General features: G+C 42.8%; 17 protein-coding genes and 2 pseudogenes. 3 read left to right on the forward strand and 16 right to left on the reverse strand.

Features of this window, described 5'->3' with window-relative positions; genetic code table 11:
• Positions 1-73: 73 nt before the first annotated feature.
• Positions 74-517: pseudogene (locus KHN78_RS00540) on the forward strand (helix-turn-helix domain-containing protein); the annotation flags it as partial.
• A 91-nt stretch (positions 518-608) separates the two neighbouring features.
• Here the strand turns inward: KHN78_RS00540 and KHN78_RS00545 are convergent.
• The 8 genes and pseudogenes from KHN78_RS00545 to KHN78_RS00580 all read right to left on the reverse strand — a co-directional run.
• Positions 609-764, reverse strand: a pseudogene (locus tag KHN78_RS00545) (IS91 family transposase); the annotation flags it as partial.
• Positions 765-1223: 459 nt separating this feature from the next.
• Positions 1224-1514, reverse strand: a complete 291-nt coding sequence (locus KHN78_RS00550) for a YkgJ family cysteine cluster protein (protein ID WP_211919178.1) — start codon at positions 1512-1514, stop codon at positions 1224-1226.
• 155 nt (positions 1515-1669) lie between these two features.
• Positions 1670-2497 (reverse strand): hypothetical protein, encoded by an 828-nt coding sequence (locus tag KHN78_RS00555; RefSeq protein WP_211919180.1) that lies wholly within the window; start codon positions 2495-2497, stop codon positions 1670-1672.
• A gap of 6 nt (positions 2498-2503) precedes the next feature.
• Complete coding sequence (locus KHN78_RS00560; RefSeq protein ID WP_211919188.1) at positions 2504-2983, reverse strand: hypothetical protein; 480 nt, start codon at positions 2981-2983, stop codon at positions 2504-2506.
• Position 2984: 1 nt separating this feature from the next.
• On the reverse strand, positions 2985-3635 hold the full coding sequence (locus KHN78_RS00565) for a hypothetical protein (RefSeq protein WP_223917746.1): 651 nt from the start codon (positions 3633-3635) through the stop codon (positions 2985-2987).
• Positions 3636-3644: 9 nt separating this feature from the next.
• Positions 3645-6647 (reverse strand): ATP-binding protein, encoded by a 3003-nt coding sequence (locus tag KHN78_RS00570; RefSeq protein WP_223917747.1) that lies wholly within the window; start codon positions 6645-6647, stop codon positions 3645-3647.
• A gap of 7 nt (positions 6648-6654) precedes the next feature.
• On the reverse strand, positions 6655-7293 hold the full coding sequence (locus tag KHN78_RS00575) for a hypothetical protein (RefSeq protein WP_211919190.1): 639 nt from the start codon (positions 7291-7293) through the stop codon (positions 6655-6657).
• Between the two features lie 9 nt (positions 7294-7302).
• Complete coding sequence (locus KHN78_RS00580; protein ID WP_211919192.1) at positions 7303-10071, reverse strand: molecular chaperone DnaK; 2769 nt, start codon at positions 10069-10071, stop codon at positions 7303-7305.
• A 442-nt stretch (positions 10072-10513) separates the two neighbouring features.
• Between KHN78_RS00580 and KHN78_RS00585 the strand changes: the two genes are divergently transcribed.
• Both KHN78_RS00585 and KHN78_RS00590 read left to right on the forward strand, forming a co-directional pair.
• On the forward strand, positions 10514-10951 hold the full coding sequence (locus tag KHN78_RS00585; RefSeq protein WP_211919194.1) for a hypothetical protein: 438 nt from the start codon (positions 10514-10516) through the stop codon (positions 10949-10951).
• The gene (locus KHN78_RS00590; RefSeq protein WP_211919196.1) at positions 10952-11626 is read left to right on the forward strand and encodes a Crp/Fnr family transcriptional regulator; all 675 of its coding nucleotides are present in this window, start codon (positions 10952-10954) and stop codon (positions 11624-11626) included.
• Positions 11627-11763: 137 nt separating this feature from the next.
• Here KHN78_RS00590 and tsgA read toward each other — a convergent pair whose 3' ends face one another.
• The 8 genes from tsgA to KHN78_RS00630 form a co-directional block, all read right to left on the reverse strand.
• A complete protein-coding gene (tsgA, locus tag KHN78_RS00595; protein ID WP_211919198.1) occupies positions 11764-12936 on the reverse strand; it encodes an MFS transporter TsgA in 1173 nt (390 codons plus the stop codon).
• Between the two features lie 90 nt (positions 12937-13026).
• On the reverse strand, positions 13027-13737 hold the full coding sequence (deoD, locus tag KHN78_RS00600) for a purine-nucleoside phosphorylase (RefSeq protein WP_411912343.1): 711 nt from the start codon (positions 13735-13737) through the stop codon (positions 13027-13029).
• A gap of 214 nt (positions 13738-13951) precedes the next feature.
• The gene (locus KHN78_RS00605) at positions 13952-14800 is read right to left on the reverse strand and encodes an ABC transporter permease (RefSeq protein ID WP_211919202.1); all 849 of its coding nucleotides are present in this window, start codon (positions 14798-14800) and stop codon (positions 13952-13954) included.
• 2 nt (positions 14801-14802) lie between these two features.
• The gene (locus KHN78_RS00610; RefSeq protein WP_211919204.1) at positions 14803-16083 is read right to left on the reverse strand and encodes an ABC transporter permease; all 1281 of its coding nucleotides are present in this window, start codon (positions 16081-16083) and stop codon (positions 14803-14805) included.
• A complete protein-coding gene (locus KHN78_RS00615) occupies positions 16080-17201 on the reverse strand; it encodes an ABC transporter ATP-binding protein (RefSeq protein ID WP_211919206.1) in 1122 nt (373 codons plus the stop codon). Before KHN78_RS00615 ends, KHN78_RS00610 begins: the two co-directional genes overlap by 4 nt.
• A gap of 72 nt (positions 17202-17273) precedes the next feature.
• Positions 17274-18188: a dihydrodipicolinate synthase family protein gene (locus tag KHN78_RS00620; RefSeq protein WP_211919208.1), complete on the reverse strand. Its 915-nt coding sequence runs from the start codon at positions 18186-18188 to the stop codon at positions 17274-17276.
• Between the two features lie 56 nt (positions 18189-18244).
• Entirely contained in the window at positions 18245-19219 is a 975-nt protein-coding gene (locus KHN78_RS00625) for an ornithine cyclodeaminase family protein (protein WP_211919210.1), read from the reverse strand.
• A gap of 93 nt (positions 19220-19312) precedes the next feature.
• Positions 19313-20386, reverse strand: coding sequence for a polyamine ABC transporter substrate-binding protein (locus tag KHN78_RS00630; protein WP_211919218.1), 1074 nt, complete (start codon positions 20384-20386; stop codon positions 19313-19315).
• Positions 20387-20388 lie beyond the last annotated feature (2 nt).

Here is a 20388-nt window from a genome sequence, read left to right on the forward strand (position 1 = left end):
TTCGATTTGAAAAGAAGAGAGTTACCCACTTTGATTAAAAGTGCTGAATCCGTAATCAAAGTGGGTAACTCTCGTGTTTCATGCTAGCAATCCGATCATCAAACACAAAGCTGGACTTCTCAATTTTGCCGAAGTGCTTGGCAATATTTCTAGAACCTGTAAGGTCATGGGGGTTTCGCGAGACACGTTCTATCGCTATCAAGAACTGGTTGAAACGGGTGGAATTGATGCTCTGATTAATCAAAGCAGAAGGGTGCTAAACTTAAAGAACCGAGTAGATGGTGGAACAGAGTACGTCGTTCTCAAGGACGCCATCGATTTCCCTGCTCACGGGTAAGTTCGAACAAGTGATAAACAGGTGTGTTTATTTCTCCAAGTGGCGTGCGCTCAATTTGGCTTCGTAATGACCTAGAAAACTTCAAAAAAGCAGCTTGTCGCTTTAAAAAAGCAGGTCACTGAAAACAGTATCATTTTAACAGACGAACAAGTTGCGGCCCTTGAACGCAAGAAGCATGATCGCTCTTAAGATTAATTGAGATTATGATAATTTAATTAGGTAATTGTTTTTAAATTACAGATTTTAGATGCAATTGCCAAAGCTACCACCCTCACCGCTGCGATTCACGCATACTCATACTGCGATTATTCAGCAGCTCATTGTTTTTGGTCCCTGCGGTAAAACCTGTAAATACCATTCTATTACCACACAGTACACACTGATATGGATCGTTGCTGGTTAACCCTTTGTATTGTTTCGCATACGTCGCGCCTTGCTTAAGCGCCATATCAACATGTGCACCAAATGGGTTACCTTCACCAGTGACATTTAAAGCCATTTGGTCAATCGCAATACTAATTAGAGCTTTAGTTTTCTGGTCAATTAAAGGCAATCCCCATGCTTCACCAGCAACACGCACTGTCATGTCACCCCATGCCGGGTTGATTGATTTAAGGCCATCAATCAGTGCTTGATCACCTAACACTGCATTTTCATATTTCTTAGTCATACTCGACACTCTCTTTGTAGATAAGACTCGTCGTAGCGGATGGTGTGCATTATAGAGATCGGTGCATTCGGAAAAACCAGAGGAATGGAACAGGACCTATGCAAATTCTGCACAGATGTTGTGAACATTAGAGTCCTGGGAAAGGAAAAAGCCATCTTGAAAACTCAAACGTTGTGATGACAAAAAGTTCAGATAACGCACCGTTAAGAAACGGATTTATAAGAACTTATCTCGCTCATCCATGCATTCACCCGACCCCATCTCGAATTCACGACAAATCCATGGGCGGTTTTCATAAATTGAACACATTAAACTGTCTCTGTCTAAAGCCGCGCACCATCCATCGTCTAGCCGCAACATTGTCTCGCCACCGTACTGATCACGTTTGATAAATTTGTCTGGAACACCTGTATCAGAAATAATCATCACTTCAAGACGACAGCAGCACGCTTGACAGTTTGCACAAGAGACATGGGAGGGTTTGGGAGGAACAGTGGGTATATTCATAAGTCACGACATTTAGAACAATTGTGCATGATACCGCAAAACGTGTTCAAACTTCTTGTGTTTCTGAAATGTTTACCTTAAGACACATCACACTCACTGCCCCAAAATGTGTCTACTACCCCATATGTACAAGTCTGAGCGAATAACTCACTTGATTAAATTACGACGATAGCGGTCCTAATAACTTTACCTGTTTTCGTGTTCACATACCCCGGCAGCAACACATGTTTAATCGCCCCACTCATGTTTACACTGCTGTTATGTTTAATATGCAGTTGATTATCAAACATTTCGCCCTCGTCTGGATTTAATGGTTCTAACATTGGGAATGCTAAGTTAAACCGTTTAAAAAGAAGAGAAAACAGACTTACAAGATTATTCTGATCTTGATTGTGGCCATTAACGATTTCATTTTTAAGATAGTCCCAAAAGTTAGCAATGTTTTTTTCTTGCGTCCCACAAACCATCAATCCTTGAATAGTGACATCCTTAAAAATACCCGCAAGGGAATCGCGAGTTTGACTTGTCAAACTTTGATACAAATCTTGAGCATAGACCTCTTCCGTAAAGTGAGAACGATAAAAATCCAGCTTAGCGTTTGTCGTACTCAACTCTTCGAGCACTGTGTTATAACGAGTTTCCAGCTCCTCACGTTCTTTGCTCTGTGTTTGATTACTTAGTGTTAAAGTAGAAATGCACCTTTCACTTTCAACAAGTTGAGTTTGAAGCGTCTTTGTTCTCAAACACTCAGCCTCAAGCTTGTCATTCAGTGTCGATAGTTCCTGTTGTAATTCACCAAACTTATCTTGAGTAAATAGATTAGGTTGCTGATACTCGGCGGCTATTAAAGAAGTAGAATGTTGATACGCTGGCGTTGACGCATCGATTGTTTGATTCCTTTCTCCAAGCTCTGTCATTATCGAGAGGAGTTTGTCTTGAACGCGATCATCATCTAACGCTGCCAATAAATTGTCTATTTCCATTCGCATCTACCCTCGCTGATAATCACGAGTTTTTCTTCGATAAAACGACTGTAAACTAAATACATTGTCATCATCAGTATCATCTAGTTCTTCAAATTGACTCTTCTCCTTAACCGCATTCAGAGACTGAGTAGAGGTTGCCTTGGGCAGGTCAGGCATGGGTTGAAGATCAACCCTAGGAAAAGTTATGAGATTGCATGCCTCTGGAAATGAGTCTAACACTATCCGATGTAATTGATTTAAGTCACAGTCAAAATTGTGCGCGAAATCCATTTCTCCCACTGGTGAAAAGCCAGCATCATCACTAGCAATGAGAAAGCTATGTTTATCCCCTTTCTCATATTCAATTTTGCTTTTAAACTTTTCCCAAAAACCATCCTTCGATAATGAAGATTCACCTAAAAATCGAATGATTTCTAGCTCACCGTTGATGACTCTATAAGACTTAACAGCGTTTTTATTTAAGTGAATATAAAAGTCAGCCATGTTAGATCTTTAACCCCATCACCTTATCTTCTATTTGATCAATTGATAGTTCTGGCTCCAACTTCTGATAAGTAGAAACAAGCACACTACAATGTTTATCACTTTCATCGACACTTAAACCATCATTGACGTACAGTGCATAATCGCTCGTATTGAATTTGTTTTCTTTATACGCTTCAATAGTTGCAATAATCGCTTTGGTTTCAAGCTCTTGCTTAGTGACAATCGACATAAATTCCGGGGTAACGATAGTATCAAGCTTTTCATTAATCCCTTTCAGCGTAATTGCTGCACCAATAAGAGAGCGGGCTAAAAGTTCCTTTTCATCCAAACTGGCAAGTTTTTCTTTATCAATTGGCACGTCGTTTTTAAGATGGTCAATATAATCACTGATGGTGTCAAAATCCTCAGGCTTTTTCTCGCTCAACATCGCTTTTTCACCTAGCTCTTGCAACTTATCTTCTGGTTGTAGGATGCCTAAAGCAACGCCAACTTTGTGAATGGCCTCACCTACTTTATTGGCCATTTCCAAACCAAGATTCGCTATCGAGGTCGCGACATCTGCTACCTTGCTGCCGACAGCAGAAACAGCACTGCTTATCACACTACACACACTGCTGACACCACTGCAAATACTGCTCCAAATGCCCATATTTAATTCCTATTTCACTTTAATGTTTTTTCTAAAAGTACTGTGCTGCTGTGGCGTTAATCTGCGCACTTGGTTATGTTCCACTGCAAATAAATATTCAGCCAAGCGCGTACTGATACGCGTTATATCATCAGCTGCACCATCGTGATAACACGCGGTCATCACATAAAGATGAGTAAACTCTACACCAAACTTACTGACATAATGCTGAAACATATCTGACGCACTATTTTGTTTAACCGTCTCATACCACGCTAAGGCAAGTTCACCTCGAAGAATCGCTTTCACCTCATCAGCACTCGGTTTTTGCTTCAAGTGTTCTAAACCCTGTAGTAAACCGCTTCGATAGTTTTCCGCGTAATAGCTGAATGCCAATGCTGAAATTTCATCGGCTGATACATCTGGCTCATTGGTGGTACTGACAAACTCTTCGATCTGGACTTGAAGTGGTTTACTCATTCCCGTCGTCGATAAAATCACTCGTCCCGCTTCCAGATTTGACAAGAAATCTTTTTGTTCATCATTCAAAGCCATTGTGTTTCCAACGGCTTCTTTATCATCTTTTGCAAACAACTTATGGATGATTTTGGTGTTGGTATTTTTAAGTACTTCCGGAGTCAACTTGTTTGGTATCTGATCGACAATAATTAACGATTCTCCGTACTTACGCACTTCAGCTAGCATATCAGCAAAAGTTTCTACACCTTGCTTTTTGCTCGGGCTATCACCGGGTTCAAATTTTGCTAACAAGCGATGTGCTTCTTCAATTAAGGTAATATGTCGGAATCTTTCCCCACGCTTTCTATATTCCTCATAATTAGCTCGAATTGCCTCGTTAAGATTTGCCAAAACAAACCCCATGATCAGCGATTTTTCACTTGGGTTACGAATTTCTTCTAGCTCCAAAATGACATTACGCTGCGCCAGATCTTTAAAATTGATAGAGCGAGGCGTGTTTAACATCAGTCCCTTTGAACCAATCAATAACCCTTGCAATCGTGCTTTTATCGAGCCCACGTAGTCTTTCTGGAGGCGTTCATCAAACCCTTGCTCATCCACTACTTTTTCTGTCATGGTGATGAGGTCACTCAAAGTTGGAAAGGCATAAATCCCTGCTGCAAAAGGATCTTCATAGTGCTCGTTTTTAGATGTAGCGATATTCCAACCTTTGGCTTCATAACAACGGTAAATCGCTGCTTCAATCAATTGTGGTATTGCCGCTTCCATATCAAAAGACGATTCAATACTGGCCTTGATCATATCTACGCGTGACGTAATATTTTCATGCGGAAAGAACTCAAATGGATTCAATCTGAAAGGTGCGACATTATCGTTGCCCAACGTGAACACTAATACATCATCACGTCGTTTAGTTAAAATACGATACTCTGTTTTGGCTGGTTCTATTACCAAAAATGGCATATCTGATGAATCTAACAAACGATGACATGTCGTTGTTTTACCACTGCCTGTCACACCTGCAATAAAGATGTGTTTATCCAAATCACGCTTATTGATGTGGACTTTTGTTTTTTGGTGCAAACCGCTTTTCACCAAATGCCCAAGATAGAGTTGGTCCGGTTTATCTATCATTTTATTGATGTTCAAACCAAACTCGACTTCCTCTTTCAATGTTAAACCAATTACTTCTTTTTGCGGCAAGCCAGCGACAACACTCAGTTCATTCGTAGACAACCAATTACAGGCGTATTTGTTAAATGGATTTTTTGACAACAATAAATTTAATTGTCGCAAACTCCCACTGTTCGCAACCTTTTTCGCTTCTGCACGATTAATCGCGGGTAACTGAAAATTTTTAACCGCTGCAATTTCGTGATTCAACGTCACCTTGTTCAGGCGAAGGGGTGACTTATTGGCATCCTCACCAGAGAAAATTGAACGAGCTGTATTACCCAATTTCAAAACGCTAGCAACCGAGTTTGAAAGGAGATAAATATTAGACAAATACAGACCTTTGTTCTTACCGATTTGTACCCGTTTTAATAACACTTCATCAATGTAGGTAACCCATTCCTGCACCGCTTTATCGGAGAACTCTCGCGTAATGCTCTCTGAAGTACCTGTCTGCTTCGAATAAGTCGTTCCTACATTTGTTCCCGTAGTATTCGTAACTGAAGTGCCTTTGGTTTTTGCTTCTGAAGTCCCTTTATTCGTTCCCTCTGTACGACTTTTATTCGTTGAATTTCCAGAGCCTTGACTCGTGCCTTGTGTACGAGAATCAGAGCTACCTTCACTGGTTGTAATATTTAGACTGTCGTTTTTACCCGTCGCTTGTGAAGTGTTACTGCCCTCATTTGACCCTTTAGAGGCCGATTCATTCGATCCAGATTGAATGCTTTGCTTAGAGAGTGGTAAAAGCTTGTCATATATCTGATAAAGCTCTCGTTCAATCTCATTCACATCTTTTAAGGACAGTGGATCGGCCATCACAGCTAAACAGAATTGATCGCCACTCATGATATCTACGAGACGTTCAACACCTTGGAACTCCTCATTTTCTTCATGCACACTAGGCACGCCATCCAGTTTTGCTACATGTTGGAACGAATCCAATTGGCTCTTAACCCATTTACGCTGACTTGGATTTAGTTTTTCTACAACGCTGCCTCGAAAGTTTCCCTCAATAGATGGCTTTAATATTGTTTCCCCAATCTCAGCGACATCAAGTAAGAGAGGTTTGTCGTGGCGCTTATCCTTGGCAATTCCAAAGTAGAAGTCTACTTTTTCACCATCACCAAGCAGCAAATACAAGAAGATAATCCCGTCTATGTTGAGGGCATTCAATACATTTTCGAATCCCTCTCTACGAGGTGAGTCTTCGTCAAACGTCACTTCTTTTATATGAAAGAGTGAAAAGTCATGTTCCATAAGAACAAGCGCTTTTTCAAGTGTATCCGGCGTGTCACTCATTGCGTCTACGTTTTTCAGTAGCTCTATTAATGGTTTTGTTGGTGTAGCCGTTCGTTTTGTCACAGAATGTTTTCGACGCATGGTGCCTCTATCGCATTGCTAGAACAGCATCTTCTGCTTGTTCAATACTCATTGTAGGGTCAAGTTCCAGATGGGCTTTGACTAATGCTTCACAGTGTTTATCTGCTTGTACGATGCTTAGTTCATCATCCATAAATTGAGTAAACTCGTCGGCATTCAACCCATTGTCTGAGTACGTTTTTAATACTTGCCAAATCACTGAAGATTCAATTCCCATTTGGGCAGCTTTACTAACAAACGCCCAAGACACCTCAGTACCTAGCTTGCTGCTCAAACCTTGCAAAATCACCGATGTTCCAATCGCTTGACGAGCCATTACATCTACGGGGTCATTTGAAAGTTTACTTACATCAACAACCACATCATTGCGTAGATAGTCGATATATTCATTAATCGCATCAAAATTTTCTGGTTTTTTATCAGCTTGCATCGCTTTAGCGCCCAGCTCGCTAACGTTATCCGTTGGTCGCGTAATGTTGGCAATCACGCCGACTGCTTCCACAGTTTTGATGATCAATGGTAAGTTTTTTGCCGCTGTCTCAATGACGATAGGCGCGTACTTGACGATTGCAGGTCCAATCGTTTTTGCTAATGTCGTCACCGTCGAAATTAATGTAGGGATAGTTGTTGGTGCTAATACAATCATTTTTATTCCTTAAAGTTCGATAGATTGAATCTCATTGAGATAAACATTCTGATCAATGTCACATTCGTTCGCTACCACGCACTCTACCGTGGTAGGGTTTATAACGCGTAAGTAAACCAATGCGTCATCATCAGTAATGTCTAACTTGACCGTTCTTTTCTTAATAGATGCATCCGAAATTGCGATTTGCCCAGTACTTGCACTTGGTTGATCGGTATAAAAAATCTCAAACCGTTGGTAACCAGCGTCAATGAACTCAATCCACTGACCAAACGGACTTTCTCTATCTATCAACGGCTTAAATTTATTTTTACGGCTCTCACCCAGATAAAACTTAAATCTAATATCGTCTTGCTGAACATTATGATCGACAACCTTGATTGACCCACCTTCACGAGAATCAATTAAGCCAAAAGCCACACCTGTTTTGCCCGTTGGTTTCTCTACATCATGTTTATCTGTGCCAAGAGGGGCAAATAACTCAAAACGACTTTCGGTTTCATTGAGCCCCATTTCACGGTGTTGAATCGCAATATGCTTTTCAAATAACTGACGAACAAAGCGAGAACGACTTGAATTACCGGCCAAGAAAATCTTAACGCTATCAATATCACCAAGATTCTGGCGACTTTGACTAAATGCCAAGCGTAATGCATCAAAAAAGTTTTCTACACCACGTTCAATACGTTCAGTAATCCACTGTTCTAACTCTTCTTCATTGATATCGAGAGCAAAACCAGAATGCTGGATACCATCAAGGTCTGTCAGCGTGATGGATAGTTCACCACTTGAGTCGAATTCAAAGTCTTCGTACTCTTCCCAATATGCTCGGAGTGCAATGCATAGCTGTTTGGTATTAGTTCTGGCTTCTTGGGAGTGGCTAAGCAAATGTTCACTCCCTGCAAATGGCTCTTTCTCAGGGTGCTTTTCAAACTGAATACCTTTGGCAAGGAGCTCAGATTTATTCTTCTTGAACACTTCGAATGCCAATAACTCAAGCAAGTTTTCACCGCCCAAGAACTTATCCCCACCAGCGCCAAAGTGCTCAATCACATAATCAAAACGACGTTCTTTTCGCCCTGTTGCTTCACGGAAAATGCCAAAATCAAAATCCGTCGTCCCGCCACCAAAATCAAAGACACTGTAAAAAACTCTCTCATCACCGCTTGGTTCAAAACCATACGATTGGAGAGCTGTTAATGCATATGCAGCGGGCTCACTCGCCCCTTTTGTTACTGTCAGTTGATTGATGGTTTCTATACCCAATTCTTCCGGTAGCGATTTTTTAAGCCCTTTTTGAAAGCTACTTATGATTTTATCTCGTACCGGTAACTCATAAGTCACTGGGAAAGACAGGATGTAGTCGAGATAAATGCCATTGTTTAGATTGTTGATATACAAGCCTAAGTAATAAGCGTAGATTTCTATCGGGTCAAAATCGTCATCGGTCAGTTCTAAGAAAGGTGGTAAATCAATCACTTTGCCTTGCTGACAAACTATTTTGAGTTTTCTGTTTTTATCACCAGCCCACTGCTTAATCTCTTCTAAAAACGTATTAAACTGGCTTGCTTCACTGCCTTGCATTGAGTTTTGAGCAGTGTGCGAAATAGTAAGATCACACCAGCGAGTGAACGGTTTAAAAGCTTTTGCTTTGTAGGCATCAAAAAAGCGTTCTATGTTCTTAAATTCTAAAATGGTCGGATTTTCATATTGATAAGCAGAGATTTCTTTACTTAAATCTCCTGTTCCGATGCGCATAGGATGAATATTGACGGTGTCTTTTTGAAAAACAACAACCGTGCTCTTTGTTCCAAAATCTATCGCTACCACACCATCATTAATGCTCGATTTGGGGTCACGAGCGACCAACTTCGAGTCGAGTTCGACGCTAATGTGATTTTTAGTATCAATTTCATTTTGCCACAAACTCCAGTGACCGAGCTCGGTATCATGAAGAACTTTGGAATGGTACGGTGCGATGTCTGCACGTATTTGATCTTCGCTCAGCATCACTTGATAGAGCTTTTGAGATAGATCTTGATGAACAAGGCGCTCTGCGTCTGAGCGATAATCGTCAAACAAATTTCGATGAGCACGATGAATCAAAGAGAGAAGGGCGGTGTATCTGGAGTCGTTTTCAAGTTCTTTCGGTGTCAGACCTTTATTTAAAAACTCTAAAAACATCTTCCGAGGATCTAGATCATTACTATCATACGGAAGAAAAGGAATGAGGTAACCTCTGTCTACATTAATGATGCCATTGTCTAACCGAAGACCATAAACTATATCACCATGTTCATATAAATAACGATCGGCACCACTTGGGCGACCATTGTAGACTCCAAAGCTAACTTGTGAACTCGACAAACCCGTTAAGTAGCGTAGTTCTTCTTGGTTCGGAACTGACCATTCATTAATCGGATCTGACACTAGTGCGTTTAGCTCATCCTCAACATAACTCAGTTCTATTTCAGCTTTATAAGCGCCATAAGCGGCGTTATCAGCACCTAAGATCCAAAAACCACGAGCAGATCGGTCAAAATATCGGCCATTTGTACACTCAATCCAACGCTCTGATTCAAACTTACGTTGAATAGTGGAATAACATTGTTGAAGCATCGTTGCTACGTTGGAACTATTCAGTTCCGAATTTCTTTGAAAGCGTTCTAAGCATTGTTCGATGTGATCTTCAATCGCTTCTTCTTTCCCAAGAGACAAGCCCATGCATTGAGCATACGTCTGATCTATTTTCCACTCTGAAACTAACTTTGTAGACATACTTCGCGTTACCAATCACTTTACCCACTTAATTTCATAGCGGGACTTAAAAACTCGAAGATTGTATAGGTAAGTTTCATATAAAAACTGTGTCATCTGTCGGGAAATTTTAAAAGCAAAAGAAGAATTTGACTGCTTTGCACTGTTATTTCAGGTAAATGATTTGCGATTGAACAGATCTTGCGCGTGAAATAACTCAATATGCTCAAAATATGTACTTGTCTATCATAATGAAAGTGAACACTCTTAGCGTCTTATTTGATTTATATACCCAGACCTTTACCTCTTAACCTAAAACGGGTTATACATAATCTTATGTTATTCAGAATGTTGATTTATTCATGACACCTCATGAAATCCTTAAAATTCGCAAGGTGGGCTGCTTTTCGATCCAAGTAAACGCAGTTACACTACGCCAAAATCTCTTATCCGAACTGCATCTATGACTGACGCCGACATCGAGCTACAACATATCTGGTTAGAAGTCCAAACCGAGCGCTGGCAAAACCTGTCGCGCTTTTTGTTTAGCTACTATTGTTACCAACATAACCTTGTCACTAAAAGCAACAAAGTGAGCTGGGAAACGGCACGTGCAAATCTACCTGTTTCATCGTCAATTCAAACGCGTAAAAATGCTATTATCGAGCCACTGATTCCTGAAGATGCGGTCATTGGTTTGCTCAAAACCATCCATAAAGATGGAGACATGACATTGGAAGCGATGCAAAAAACACTAAACGATTTTTTGCATTATGTTGTGATCAGCAAGAGTGAAAAAGTTCTACTTAAACCGAACATGCCCGCTAACTGGTATCAACACGATCACAAGCCCGTAATGGCACGTTTTGAGCAGGCTGGTATTACGATTCAAGGTAAATAAATGCAGCTACAAACCCTAGGAAAAGGACGCTTTGAAGCGCAATGGAGTCAAGATAAACAACTCATCGAACAAGCCATTCGAGATTGTATTTGCACGCGCCGAATCTTTGATGAAAATGAAAAGCTACTCACCCAAGGAGAACATGTAGATAACTTGTACCTTGTCGACTCTGGTCGTGTTTCGATGGGCGTTACCGCGCGAAATGGGAAAACATTCTTACTTGGTACGCTTGAGTGTGAACAACAAGTTTTTGGTGAGATGGAGTTTTTTACTGGCTATCGTTGCCAAATGGACATCATGCCGATTGAACCCGTTGAAGTAGCGATCATTGACGCGCAAAAATTACAACAGTGCTTGTTAGAGCAGCCTCGCCTATCACTTTATTTTGCGAGCGCGATTGCCATCGATTATCAAGATACATTAGAAATACTGTCTCGACGATTGCTCTATCCGATCACTTATAACGTTGCGTATGACATTTATCATCAATATTTAAACGATCTCCCGGTTGATGGCTTTCAAAAAAATTATCTAGAGGCGGAACGATTTGCTACGTCTGATCGAGTGTATCGTCGGGCGGTAAAAGAACTTGAGAGCAAAGGTTATATTGCCAAAGAGAAAAAAGGCTTACGCATTCTGGACTTGAACGGCCTCCGCAGCTTTGTTGAGTCATAACTTTGTTTAATCTTAGCTTTGTTGAGCCATCGCGATACGGTGTCATAACGTGAACGAATCATCGTCTTTCATCGTTCATATTGAAACAGAAAAGGTCTGCAAAGTGCAGACCTTTTCGTGAGTGGTTCACGCGTTTACTATGCTGTTTGAACTTGGTTTTGAGACGCCATTTTAAACTTCATTGACACCACCAGCATTGCCACAATCACACCATAAATCACTGGAATCGCATACATAACGGTTTGTAGCCCAACGATACTTTCCAACACAGAGCTAATTGCAGGACTGAACATGGCACCCGCACTACCACTGATAAGAATGTAAGAAACGTTCTTACTGGTTGCATTGCGCACAAATGACACCCCATATGCAATAAACGCATTGTATAGCGCCGCACACGCAAAGCCATAACCGTAAGTAAGGTACGATAGCCATTCAAGTTTGTCCGTGATTACGATAACGCTGGTGATAACCATTGCAACCGTAATAATAGTCAACAAGAATGTTTGGATCTTCATGCGTGACACAATCACCGTGGAAACCAATGCACCAACCAAAGCGGCCGACCAGTATTGCGTAATGATGTTACCCGCTTGTTCAAATGGAATATCAAACTTTTCTTTCACAAACATCGGTGCCCACGTTAAGAATGTGTATAGCGCTAGCATTCCTAGGAAGAGACCAATACCACCACTGATGATGCCAAAGTTCCACTCTGATTTAGCTTCTTTCTCAGAGCCGCTCTCACCACCACATTGGTTAAAATTGGTCAACATCGCGACAAACATGGTTGCAAGTGCGACGACCCCAACACTCAAGTAACTGATGCTCCAGTTCATAGCATTAGTCAGGGCGTACGTTGTGATTAATGGGAAGATCACGCCAGCAATGTTAAAGGTTGCATCTTGAACGACCAACATTGTACTTTGAATTTTGTCTTTCCAAACCGATACAACAATTGTTCCGGCAATACACAAACCAACACCGCCACAGAAACCTATAACGGTCATACCAAGCATCACGATAAACAATGATGGCGCGACATAAAGGCTCAATGCAGATGCTGAAATTGCGCCGTAACACAACACGGTCATACGTTTGATGCCGACTTTTTCAATTAAGAAGAAAGCCGCAATGGTTCCGCCTAATGCGCCACCGTTTAGTAGAGAGAAAATAGACGCAACTTCATTTACATTCGCGTGAAAAGCATTAGCAAGCGGTTCAACAAGCATGCCAAATTGGGTTGCGAAACCCGCCATAATAAAGTTGGCGAGAAAACTTATCGCAGTGAGTGTCATTTTATTTTTCATTGTGCACTCCAAGGGCTCATAAGGTAGATGTTCTTGATCGAATAGAGAGCTGAATTTACCAGCTCTCACAGTATGTTTTACAGGGTATCGTTATGCTTTAATTGCCGTTTCTAACGCAATTTCAATCATATTGTTGAATGACAGTTGACGCTCTTCAGCCGTTGTTTCTTCACCCGTGATACAGTGATCAGACACGGTCAAAATCGCTAAAGATTCAATACCAAATTGATGCGCTAATCCATATAGACCCGCAACTTCCATATCCACTCCGAGTACGCCAAAACGTTCAAGTGCAGGGATCATGTCTTCGTCAGGATCGTAGTAAAGATCGCCAGTAAAGATGTTACCCACTTTGACATCAATGCCCTTTTCTTTCGCAGACATGTAGGCACTGTGAAGCAGTTCAAACGTTGCCGATGTCGCCATGTGGTATCCGCTGCTGCGTTTCGCATTAGTCGGTGAGTCCGTACCCGCTGCTTGCGCCAAAATGACGTCTCGCATGTGGACATCTTTTTGTGTCGCGCCAATGCTACCAATACGAATGATACGCTTAACACCAAAGTCATTAATCAGTTCGTGGCCGTAAAGCACCATAGATGGAATACCCATACCATGGCCCATGACAGAGATACGTTTACCTTTGTAGTAACCGGTATAACCCAACATGTTGCGAATATCGGTCACTAACTTGGCGTCTTCTAAGTACGTTTCAGCGATGTATTTCGCACGTAGCGGATCGCCCGGCATGATTACGGTTGAAGCAAAATCTTCGGCAGAACCTGCAATGTGAGCAGTCATTATTTTTTCCTCGTTCGTTCTGATAGCGCAATCATAATGAGGAAAACAACCAAAGTTTCAGGACAAAAGTCCGGTTTGAAAGTGCCACCTCTCATAACTGAGTAAACACTAAATAAGATCAACTTGGGAATAAAAAAGCGCCTACTAAGAGGCGCGTTCGGTCAATATTGGAGAGTCATGCCTGGACGAGAGGATCCGTGTAACCGAAAAATCTGTTTTACTCTTGAATACCTCGAATACGTACATTCCTACGGCGTAAAATCTCGAGAGTCACCAACAAGCAAACGGACATAAAAATCAGAAGTGTGGCAACCGCTAATATCGTAGGACTGATCTGCTCCCGAATCCCCGACCACATCTGTCTTGGTACGGTTTTTTGCTCTGCGCCTGTCAGAAACAGTGCCACCACGACTTCATCAAACGAGGTGCCAAACGCAAACAAACCACCGGAGATCATACCGGGCCGAATCAAAGGAAACGTAACATGGCGAAAGGTATAGACCGGATTTGCCCCTAAGCTTGCGGCAGCTTTCACCAAACTCTGATCAAATCCACTCAACGTTGCAGTCACGGTGATCACCACAAACGGCGTTCCTAATGCTGCATGCGCTAAAATGATACCCATGTAAGTTTGGGATAACCCCAAGCGCGTATAGAAAAAATACATCGCCGCCGCAGAGATGATCACAGGAACAATCATTGGCGAGATTAACAATGCCATGATCGTATTTCGAAACGGCAAATGACTGCTCGCCAAACCCAACGCAGCCAACGTCCCCAATCCTGTCGCAATAAGGGTCGCCATCAAAGCAATGAAAGTACTGTTTTTTAGCGCCAGCAACCACTGCTCATTAGTGAACATATCTTGATACCAGCGCACTGAATATGCTTCTGGATCAAGGTTTAGCATTCCCTCGGTAAACGTAAAATAAGGCGTTGCATTAAACGATAAAGGAATAATGGTAAGGATTGGCGCAATGAGAAAAAACAGCACAAAGCCACAAAAGAGCAAATACCCCATGTAGGCGATTCGTTCACCTTTTGACGCATAATTTGGTAACGCCATGATCAACCCCCAACTTTGATATTATTAATGCCTACGACTCGGTTAAACACATAAAACAGTGCCAATACAACAAACAGCAGCAATCCACCTAACGCCCCTGCCATTCCCCAATTCAGTGACGTTTGCATGTGGTAAGCAATCATATTCGAGATCATCTGTCCGCTTCTTCCACCAACCAATGCAGGGGTGATATAGAAACCAATCGACAGGATGAACGTAAGCAATGCGCCAGCGCCAATACCCGGCAGAGTTAGAGGCATATAAACTTTAACGAATGCCACAAAAGGTGTCGCTCCTAACGAACGAGCCGCTCGAAAATAGGTAGGGCTGATCCCTTTCATAACGCTATATAACGGTAAGATCATAAAAGGAAGCAGAATATGAACCATTGAAACCACCGTCCCAAAAGTGTTATGGATCATCTGAATCCGCTCAGTGGTTACGCCACTCCAAATGAGTAAATCGTTTATCACCCCCTGGTTTTGCAGCAAAACAATCCACGATGTCGTGCGAACCAACAACGAGGTCCAAAAAGGCAACAGTACGACGATTAGGAGTAAATTGGCCCGTTTATCTGGTAAGTTAGCCAGCAGGTAAGCCACGGGGTACGCCATCACCAAACAAATTAAGGTGATTAAGATCGACATCCAAAAAGTTTTAAAAAAAAGGTCAACGTAGATCTGGCGTTTTTTCGGTTGCGCTTCGATTTCTCCCGAATCATTCACTTGCATATCCAGCGCGGCTAAATAATGATTCATGGTTAGTGTGCCACTGAGGTTTTTTAGCGCGGCCCAATACTTGGCGTTTTCCCAACGCTTATCAAGCACGGCTAACTCACTCACCGTGGTTGGCATTGCATCGAGCCGAGACAACTTACGTCCTGTTTTCATAAGTAAGCTTCGCATACCCGACACTTCTATGTTCATGCGATTCGCGATTTTAGGTAATGTTTTGCTCTGGTACAAAGCCAACACTTCCGTCGAAAAGGCTTGAATGACCTCTGGCTGTGGAAGACCTTGATAGTCCCATTTAGCTATCGCATTGACCGTTTGAGGTAAAGCCTGTGGGATCGCGCGATTATCGACACTACGATAGAGCATTTCAAGAATAGGAAAAGCAAAAGTCAATAAGATAAAGCAAACTAATGGCAGTGTAAGCATCACAGATCGAATGGTTTTTCTTCGCTCCGCTTTCTTCAACTGTGCTTTTAGATCCTGAGGCGGATGAGCAAATTGTCGCTCCACTTCAAGCACTGAGTTTAACGAGGTGAGTTCTCGACTCATGCGGTCACCTCTTCGCTTGATGTTGGAATACCGTCAAGGGCATGACAATCTTGATGATTCCAGCCTACTCGACAAAGCGTGCCCGGTGTCAGATCCAATTGTGTGCGACTGTCGTTCGGAAGCTTAATAACAAGGTGACCAACGGTCTCGACTTCAACCACCAGGCGATAATGATCACCGTGATAAATCAACTCACGTAAAAGACCTGATACGTGGTTGTCACATTGATTTCGCTCAGGCTGAATCTGGATTTTTTCCGGTCGAATTGACAGCGTGGTTTGCTCACCGGCTTCATTAACTCTCACTGGTGTTGCATAAATACTTTCTCGGCCAACCTGAACCACACAATGTGATGATTCGATGCTCTGTACCGTGCCTGAGAGCTGATTGTTTTCACCGATAAACTGGGCGACAAACGTATTGCTCGGCGCTTCATACAGTTCGGTAGGAGAAGCGAGTTGCTGTACTTCCCCTTGATTAAACACCGCAATGCGATCAGACATGGTCAGCGCTTCATCTTGATCGTGAGTCACATACAAAATCGTAATGCCGAGTTTTTCATGAAGATGCTTGATCTCCATTTGCATCTGTTCGCGAAGCTGTTTGTCCAATGCGCCAAGGGGCTCATCCATCAACACCAATTTAGGCTCAAACACCAATGCTCTAGCAAGCGCGACACGCTGTTGCTGACCACCAGAAAGTTGCTTCGGGTAACGGTTAGCAACATGCCCCAGTTCAACCATATCCAAGACGTTCTTGACTTTACTCTGAACAATATCGCTCGATAACTTGCGTACATTCAGAGGAAAGGCAAGATTCTCGGCAATGGTCATGTGGGGAAATAGTGCGTAGTTTTGAAATACCATGCCGATATCACGCTTGTGCGGAGCAAGGTTGTTCACGGCGACACCGTCGATATAAATCTCTCCGCCTGTTGCGGTTTCAAACCCTGCTAACATCATTAAACAGGTGGTTTTCCCAGAACCCGATGGTCCTAGCATGGTGACAAATTCACCGGGTGCAATATCCAAGTTGAAATCTTTTACAACCAGATTGGTGCCATCATAAGTTTTCTTAACGTGTTGAAAGCTGACATAGTCCTTGTTTGACGTACTCATGGCTTCCTCCTCTCATTTTTTGAAACATCAAGAATGAGCAGAGCGTCGAATAACGCCCTGCTAAACAGCCAATTACAAATTGTATTTTGAAAGATCTAAACGGGTTGCCAATGCATGTTCAACCAACTGAATAACTTGCTGACGTTCTTCGCCTTTAAGCAGTTGTCGTGGCGCTCGTACTTGCTCTGAACCACGGCCACACACTTGTTCGGCCAGTTTGATGCACTGAACAAGAGTTGGGATCGTATCTAAACGAAGCAATGGTAAGAACCAACGGTAGATCTCGAGAGCTTCTGCGTAACGACCTTGGCTCGCCAGTTTGTAAATCGCAACGGATTCTTCTGGAAATGCGTTTGTCAGGCCCGAGATCCAACCAGTTGCGCCTAACATCAATGATTCCAATGCAATGTCATCTACACCGCTAAACACAGTAAAACGATCGTCAAACTTATTATAAAGCTCAGTAATACGGCGTGTGTCGGTTGTCGACTCTTTGATTGCGACAATGTTTTCAAACTCAGCCAACTTCGCCATGATATCCAGATTCACATCAACACCATACGAGACCGGGTTGTTGTAAATCATGATTGGCATTTCTGGCGTGGCCTCTGCCAGTGTACGGTAGTAGTCGAATGTCTCACTTTCAGAAGTACGGTAGACCATCGCTGGCATCACCATGCAACCATCAATACCAATTTCTTTTGCATCTTGCATGTAATCCATCGCCGCAGTGGTAATTGACTCCGCGGTCCCCGCGATCAGTGGCACACGACCGTTCACCACTTCTTGCGCGGCTTTCAATACTTGGCGTTTTTCATCTGGGTATAGCGCACAGTTCTCACCTACGGTGCCAAGGCAGATGATGCCATTCACACCATCTTTAATCTGATTATCAATGACCGTTTGGGTTGCATCTAAATCGATCGACTGATCTTTACGAAATTGTGTGCTTACTGCTGGATATACACCTTTCCAATCAACTTTCATGAACTTCTTTCCCTATATGTATATTATATGCAATTTTAAAAGGCGAGCAAAAATGCTCATGCATGGCTATCAATGCCACTTTCGACTAACACCGCTTTTACTGCGGCCAAATCAGCTAAGGCACTGCCAACTGATTTGTATAAGGTGATCACCTTATCACTCTGACGCCCAGCGACTTGTTGGGCGCAAAGTTCAGGCAATTCACCTCGAATTTCCTCCGGAGTAAACACGCCCTCTTGAATTGGGATCAATAAATCCCCGGCTTCTGCGAGCACATTGACCCGACTATCAACGTAAACCTCTGATCGTTGAACAGCATGAGTATCGCATTCACGCTTATCGAGATCGTGATTACCGACCAAATCAATGTGCGTACCAGCTTGAACAGCATTTCCATTAAACAGTGGCGTTGCTGAAGCGGTAATACAGCTGACAATGTCAACATGATTAATCACTTGATCTGGCGTCTCTACAATGGAGATGTCAAATTGACGTTCAGCAGGCAATGACTGATATTCGCTAGAAGACAAAATCTTATCTACCGTTGCCACGGCCTTGTCTGGATTACGGCCCCAAATATAAACGTGCTTGATTGGCCGAATCGCCGCATACGCCCAAGCAAAATAAGGAGCAAGATTACCCGTACCACAAATCAGTAGCTGTGAAGCGTCTTTTCTCGCTAGGTAATCTGCCGCTAATGCCGATGCAGCAGCCGTTCGCCAAAACGTCAATACCTTGCCATCCACAAGTGCAATCGGATCACCATCCCCTCGCTTAAACACCAGTAACTTTGAGGCTAACGTATCTTTGCCTTGTGCCGCGTTTTTCGGGAAATAGGTAAACGCTTTAACGGCGATTAACTCTTGGTTCCATGCGGGCAGTAAAGCAAACGCCTCGTACTTGCCCTCTTCTAAGAGCATGACGCGCCGTTGAGGAATCGTCGCAGGTTGTGCGTAGATATCTCGCATGGTTTCTATGAGCGATGTCATGGTTAAACATTGCGCAACTTGCTTTGCATCGATAACTTTCATTCTTTCTCCGAGAGTGAACAAATCAGACATAGAATTGGCAGCTATTAGAACCGAGTTCATCAGATATAAACTAGGTTCTAACTGGATTAATGCTTAATTAAGCAGCCAAGTATTGAACTCTTCATTTAGCTCATCAGCATAATCTGACCACCACTCATCGTTGATCAAAAATGCCGTTTCAAAATTTTGTGGTGCCGTAGGCAAGTTGGCCAAAATCTCTGGGCTGACTTGAGCTGAAGAGGACTTTCGCGTTGGGCCATAAGCGACATATTTCGCTTGGTCAGCCAGCGGTTTAGTGCCAGATGAAAACGCGATAAAATCGAGTGCAAGTTTGGTATTTTCACTCCCTTTAGGAATAGCCCAGCCATTCATGTAGCCCATTTGACGATCCCAAATAATACGAAACGGCTGCCCCTCATCTTGACGAGCATTGTGAATGCGGCCATTAAATGCCGAAGCAATAACCACCTCTTTATCGGCTAGCATTTGCGGTGGCTGTGCGCCTGTCGTCCACCAGAGCACTTCTGATTTAATAGTATCGAGCTTAGCGAACGCTCGTTCACGACCCTCCTCTGTCTCTAACAGACTGTACACTTCTTCTGGTTTTACCCCATCCGCCAATAGCGCCCATTCAAGATTACCTTGGGGTTGTTTCTGTAAAGCTCGTCGACCTGGAAAAGTTTTTAGATCAAAAAGGTCAGTCAACTTGCTCGGCACTGCTTTTCCTTTAAATGCTTCTTCATTCACCGCTAAAACGGTCGATACCACGATGGTATTGATTGCACATTCATGAATTGCGCCGTCAATAAAGTCTTCATCAGCAGGTGTGCCGTCAGAACCAGGAGGCAAGATGCTTGGGTTCACGGGTTCTAACAATCCCTCTGCACAGCCTCGTACAATGTCTGGCTTATCCAGTGAAACGAGATCCCAACGCACGTTGTTCGCTTCCACTTGCGCTTTTATCTCCGCTAAGCCCCCGCTGAAATCTTCTGAGACAATTTCAACGCCTGTCTTTTTGATGAATGGCTTGTGGTAAGCCTCCACTTGACTCTTAGTAAATGCTCCGCCCCAAGAAACGACGGTCAATTTGTCTTCTGCGTATGCAGACGTCCCCAACAGCGTTCCTGAAATTAACATCGCCAGGGGTGCTTTCGTCATTCGTGACATGG

The organism is Vibrio sp. B1REV9 (assembly GCF_905175395.2).
Taxonomy (GTDB): domain Bacteria; phylum Pseudomonadota; class Gammaproteobacteria; order Enterobacterales; family Vibrionaceae; genus Vibrio; species Vibrio alfacsensis.

Excerpts from the sequence above, each read along its gene's own strand:
- tsgA (WP_211919198.1), bottom strand. The coding sequence starts at position 12,936 with ATGAAAAATAAAATGACACTCACTGCGATAAGTTTTCTCGCCAACTTT.
- KHN78_RS00580 (WP_211919192.1), bottom strand. The coding sequence starts at position 10,071 with ATGTCTACAAAGTTAGTTTCAGAGTGGAAAATAGATCAGACGTATGCT.
- KHN78_RS00590 (WP_211919196.1), top strand. The coding sequence starts at position 10,952 with ATGCAGCTACAAACCCTAGGAAAAGGACGCTTTGAAGCGCAATGGAGT.
- KHN78_RS00620 (WP_211919208.1), bottom strand. The coding sequence starts at position 18,188 with ATGAAAGTTGATTGGAAAGGTGTATATCCAGCAGTAAGCACACAATTT.
- KHN78_RS00565 (WP_223917746.1), bottom strand. The coding sequence starts at position 3,635 with ATGGGCATTTGGAGCAGTATTTGCAGTGGTGTCAGCAGTGTGTGTAGT.
- KHN78_RS00550 (WP_211919178.1), bottom strand. The coding sequence starts at position 1,514 with ATGAATATACCCACTGTTCCTCCCAAACCCTCCCATGTCTCTTGTGCA.
- KHN78_RS00630 (WP_211919218.1), bottom strand. The coding sequence starts at position 20,386 with ATGTCACGAATGACGAAAGCACCCCTGGCGATGTTAATTTCAGGAACG.
- KHN78_RS00585 (WP_211919194.1), top strand. The coding sequence starts at position 10,514 with ATGACTGACGCCGACATCGAGCTACAACATATCTGGTTAGAAGTCCAA.
- KHN78_RS00555 (WP_211919180.1), bottom strand. The coding sequence starts at position 2,497 with ATGGAAATAGACAATTTATTGGCAGCGTTAGATGATGATCGCGTTCAA.
- KHN78_RS00575 (WP_211919190.1), bottom strand. The coding sequence starts at position 7,293 with ATGATTGTATTAGCACCAACAACTATCCCTACATTAATTTCGACGGTG.
- KHN78_RS00610 (WP_211919204.1), bottom strand. The coding sequence starts at position 16,083 with ATGAGTCGAGAACTCACCTCGTTAAACTCAGTGCTTGAAGTGGAGCGA.
- KHN78_RS00570 (WP_223917747.1), bottom strand. The coding sequence starts at position 6,647 with ATGCGTCGAAAACATTCTGTGACAAAACGAACGGCTACACCAACAAAA.
- KHN78_RS00560 (WP_211919188.1), bottom strand. The coding sequence starts at position 2,983 with ATGGCTGACTTTTATATTCACTTAAATAAAAACGCTGTTAAGTCTTAT.
- KHN78_RS00625 (WP_211919210.1), bottom strand. The coding sequence starts at position 19,219 with ATGAAAGTTATCGATGCAAAGCAAGTTGCGCAATGTTTAACCATGACA.
- KHN78_RS00605 (WP_211919202.1), bottom strand. The coding sequence starts at position 14,800 with ATGGCGTTACCAAATTATGCGTCAAAAGGTGAACGAATCGCCTACATG.
- KHN78_RS00615 (WP_211919206.1), bottom strand. The coding sequence starts at position 17,201 with ATGAGTACGTCAAACAAGGACTATGTCAGCTTTCAACACGTTAAGAAA.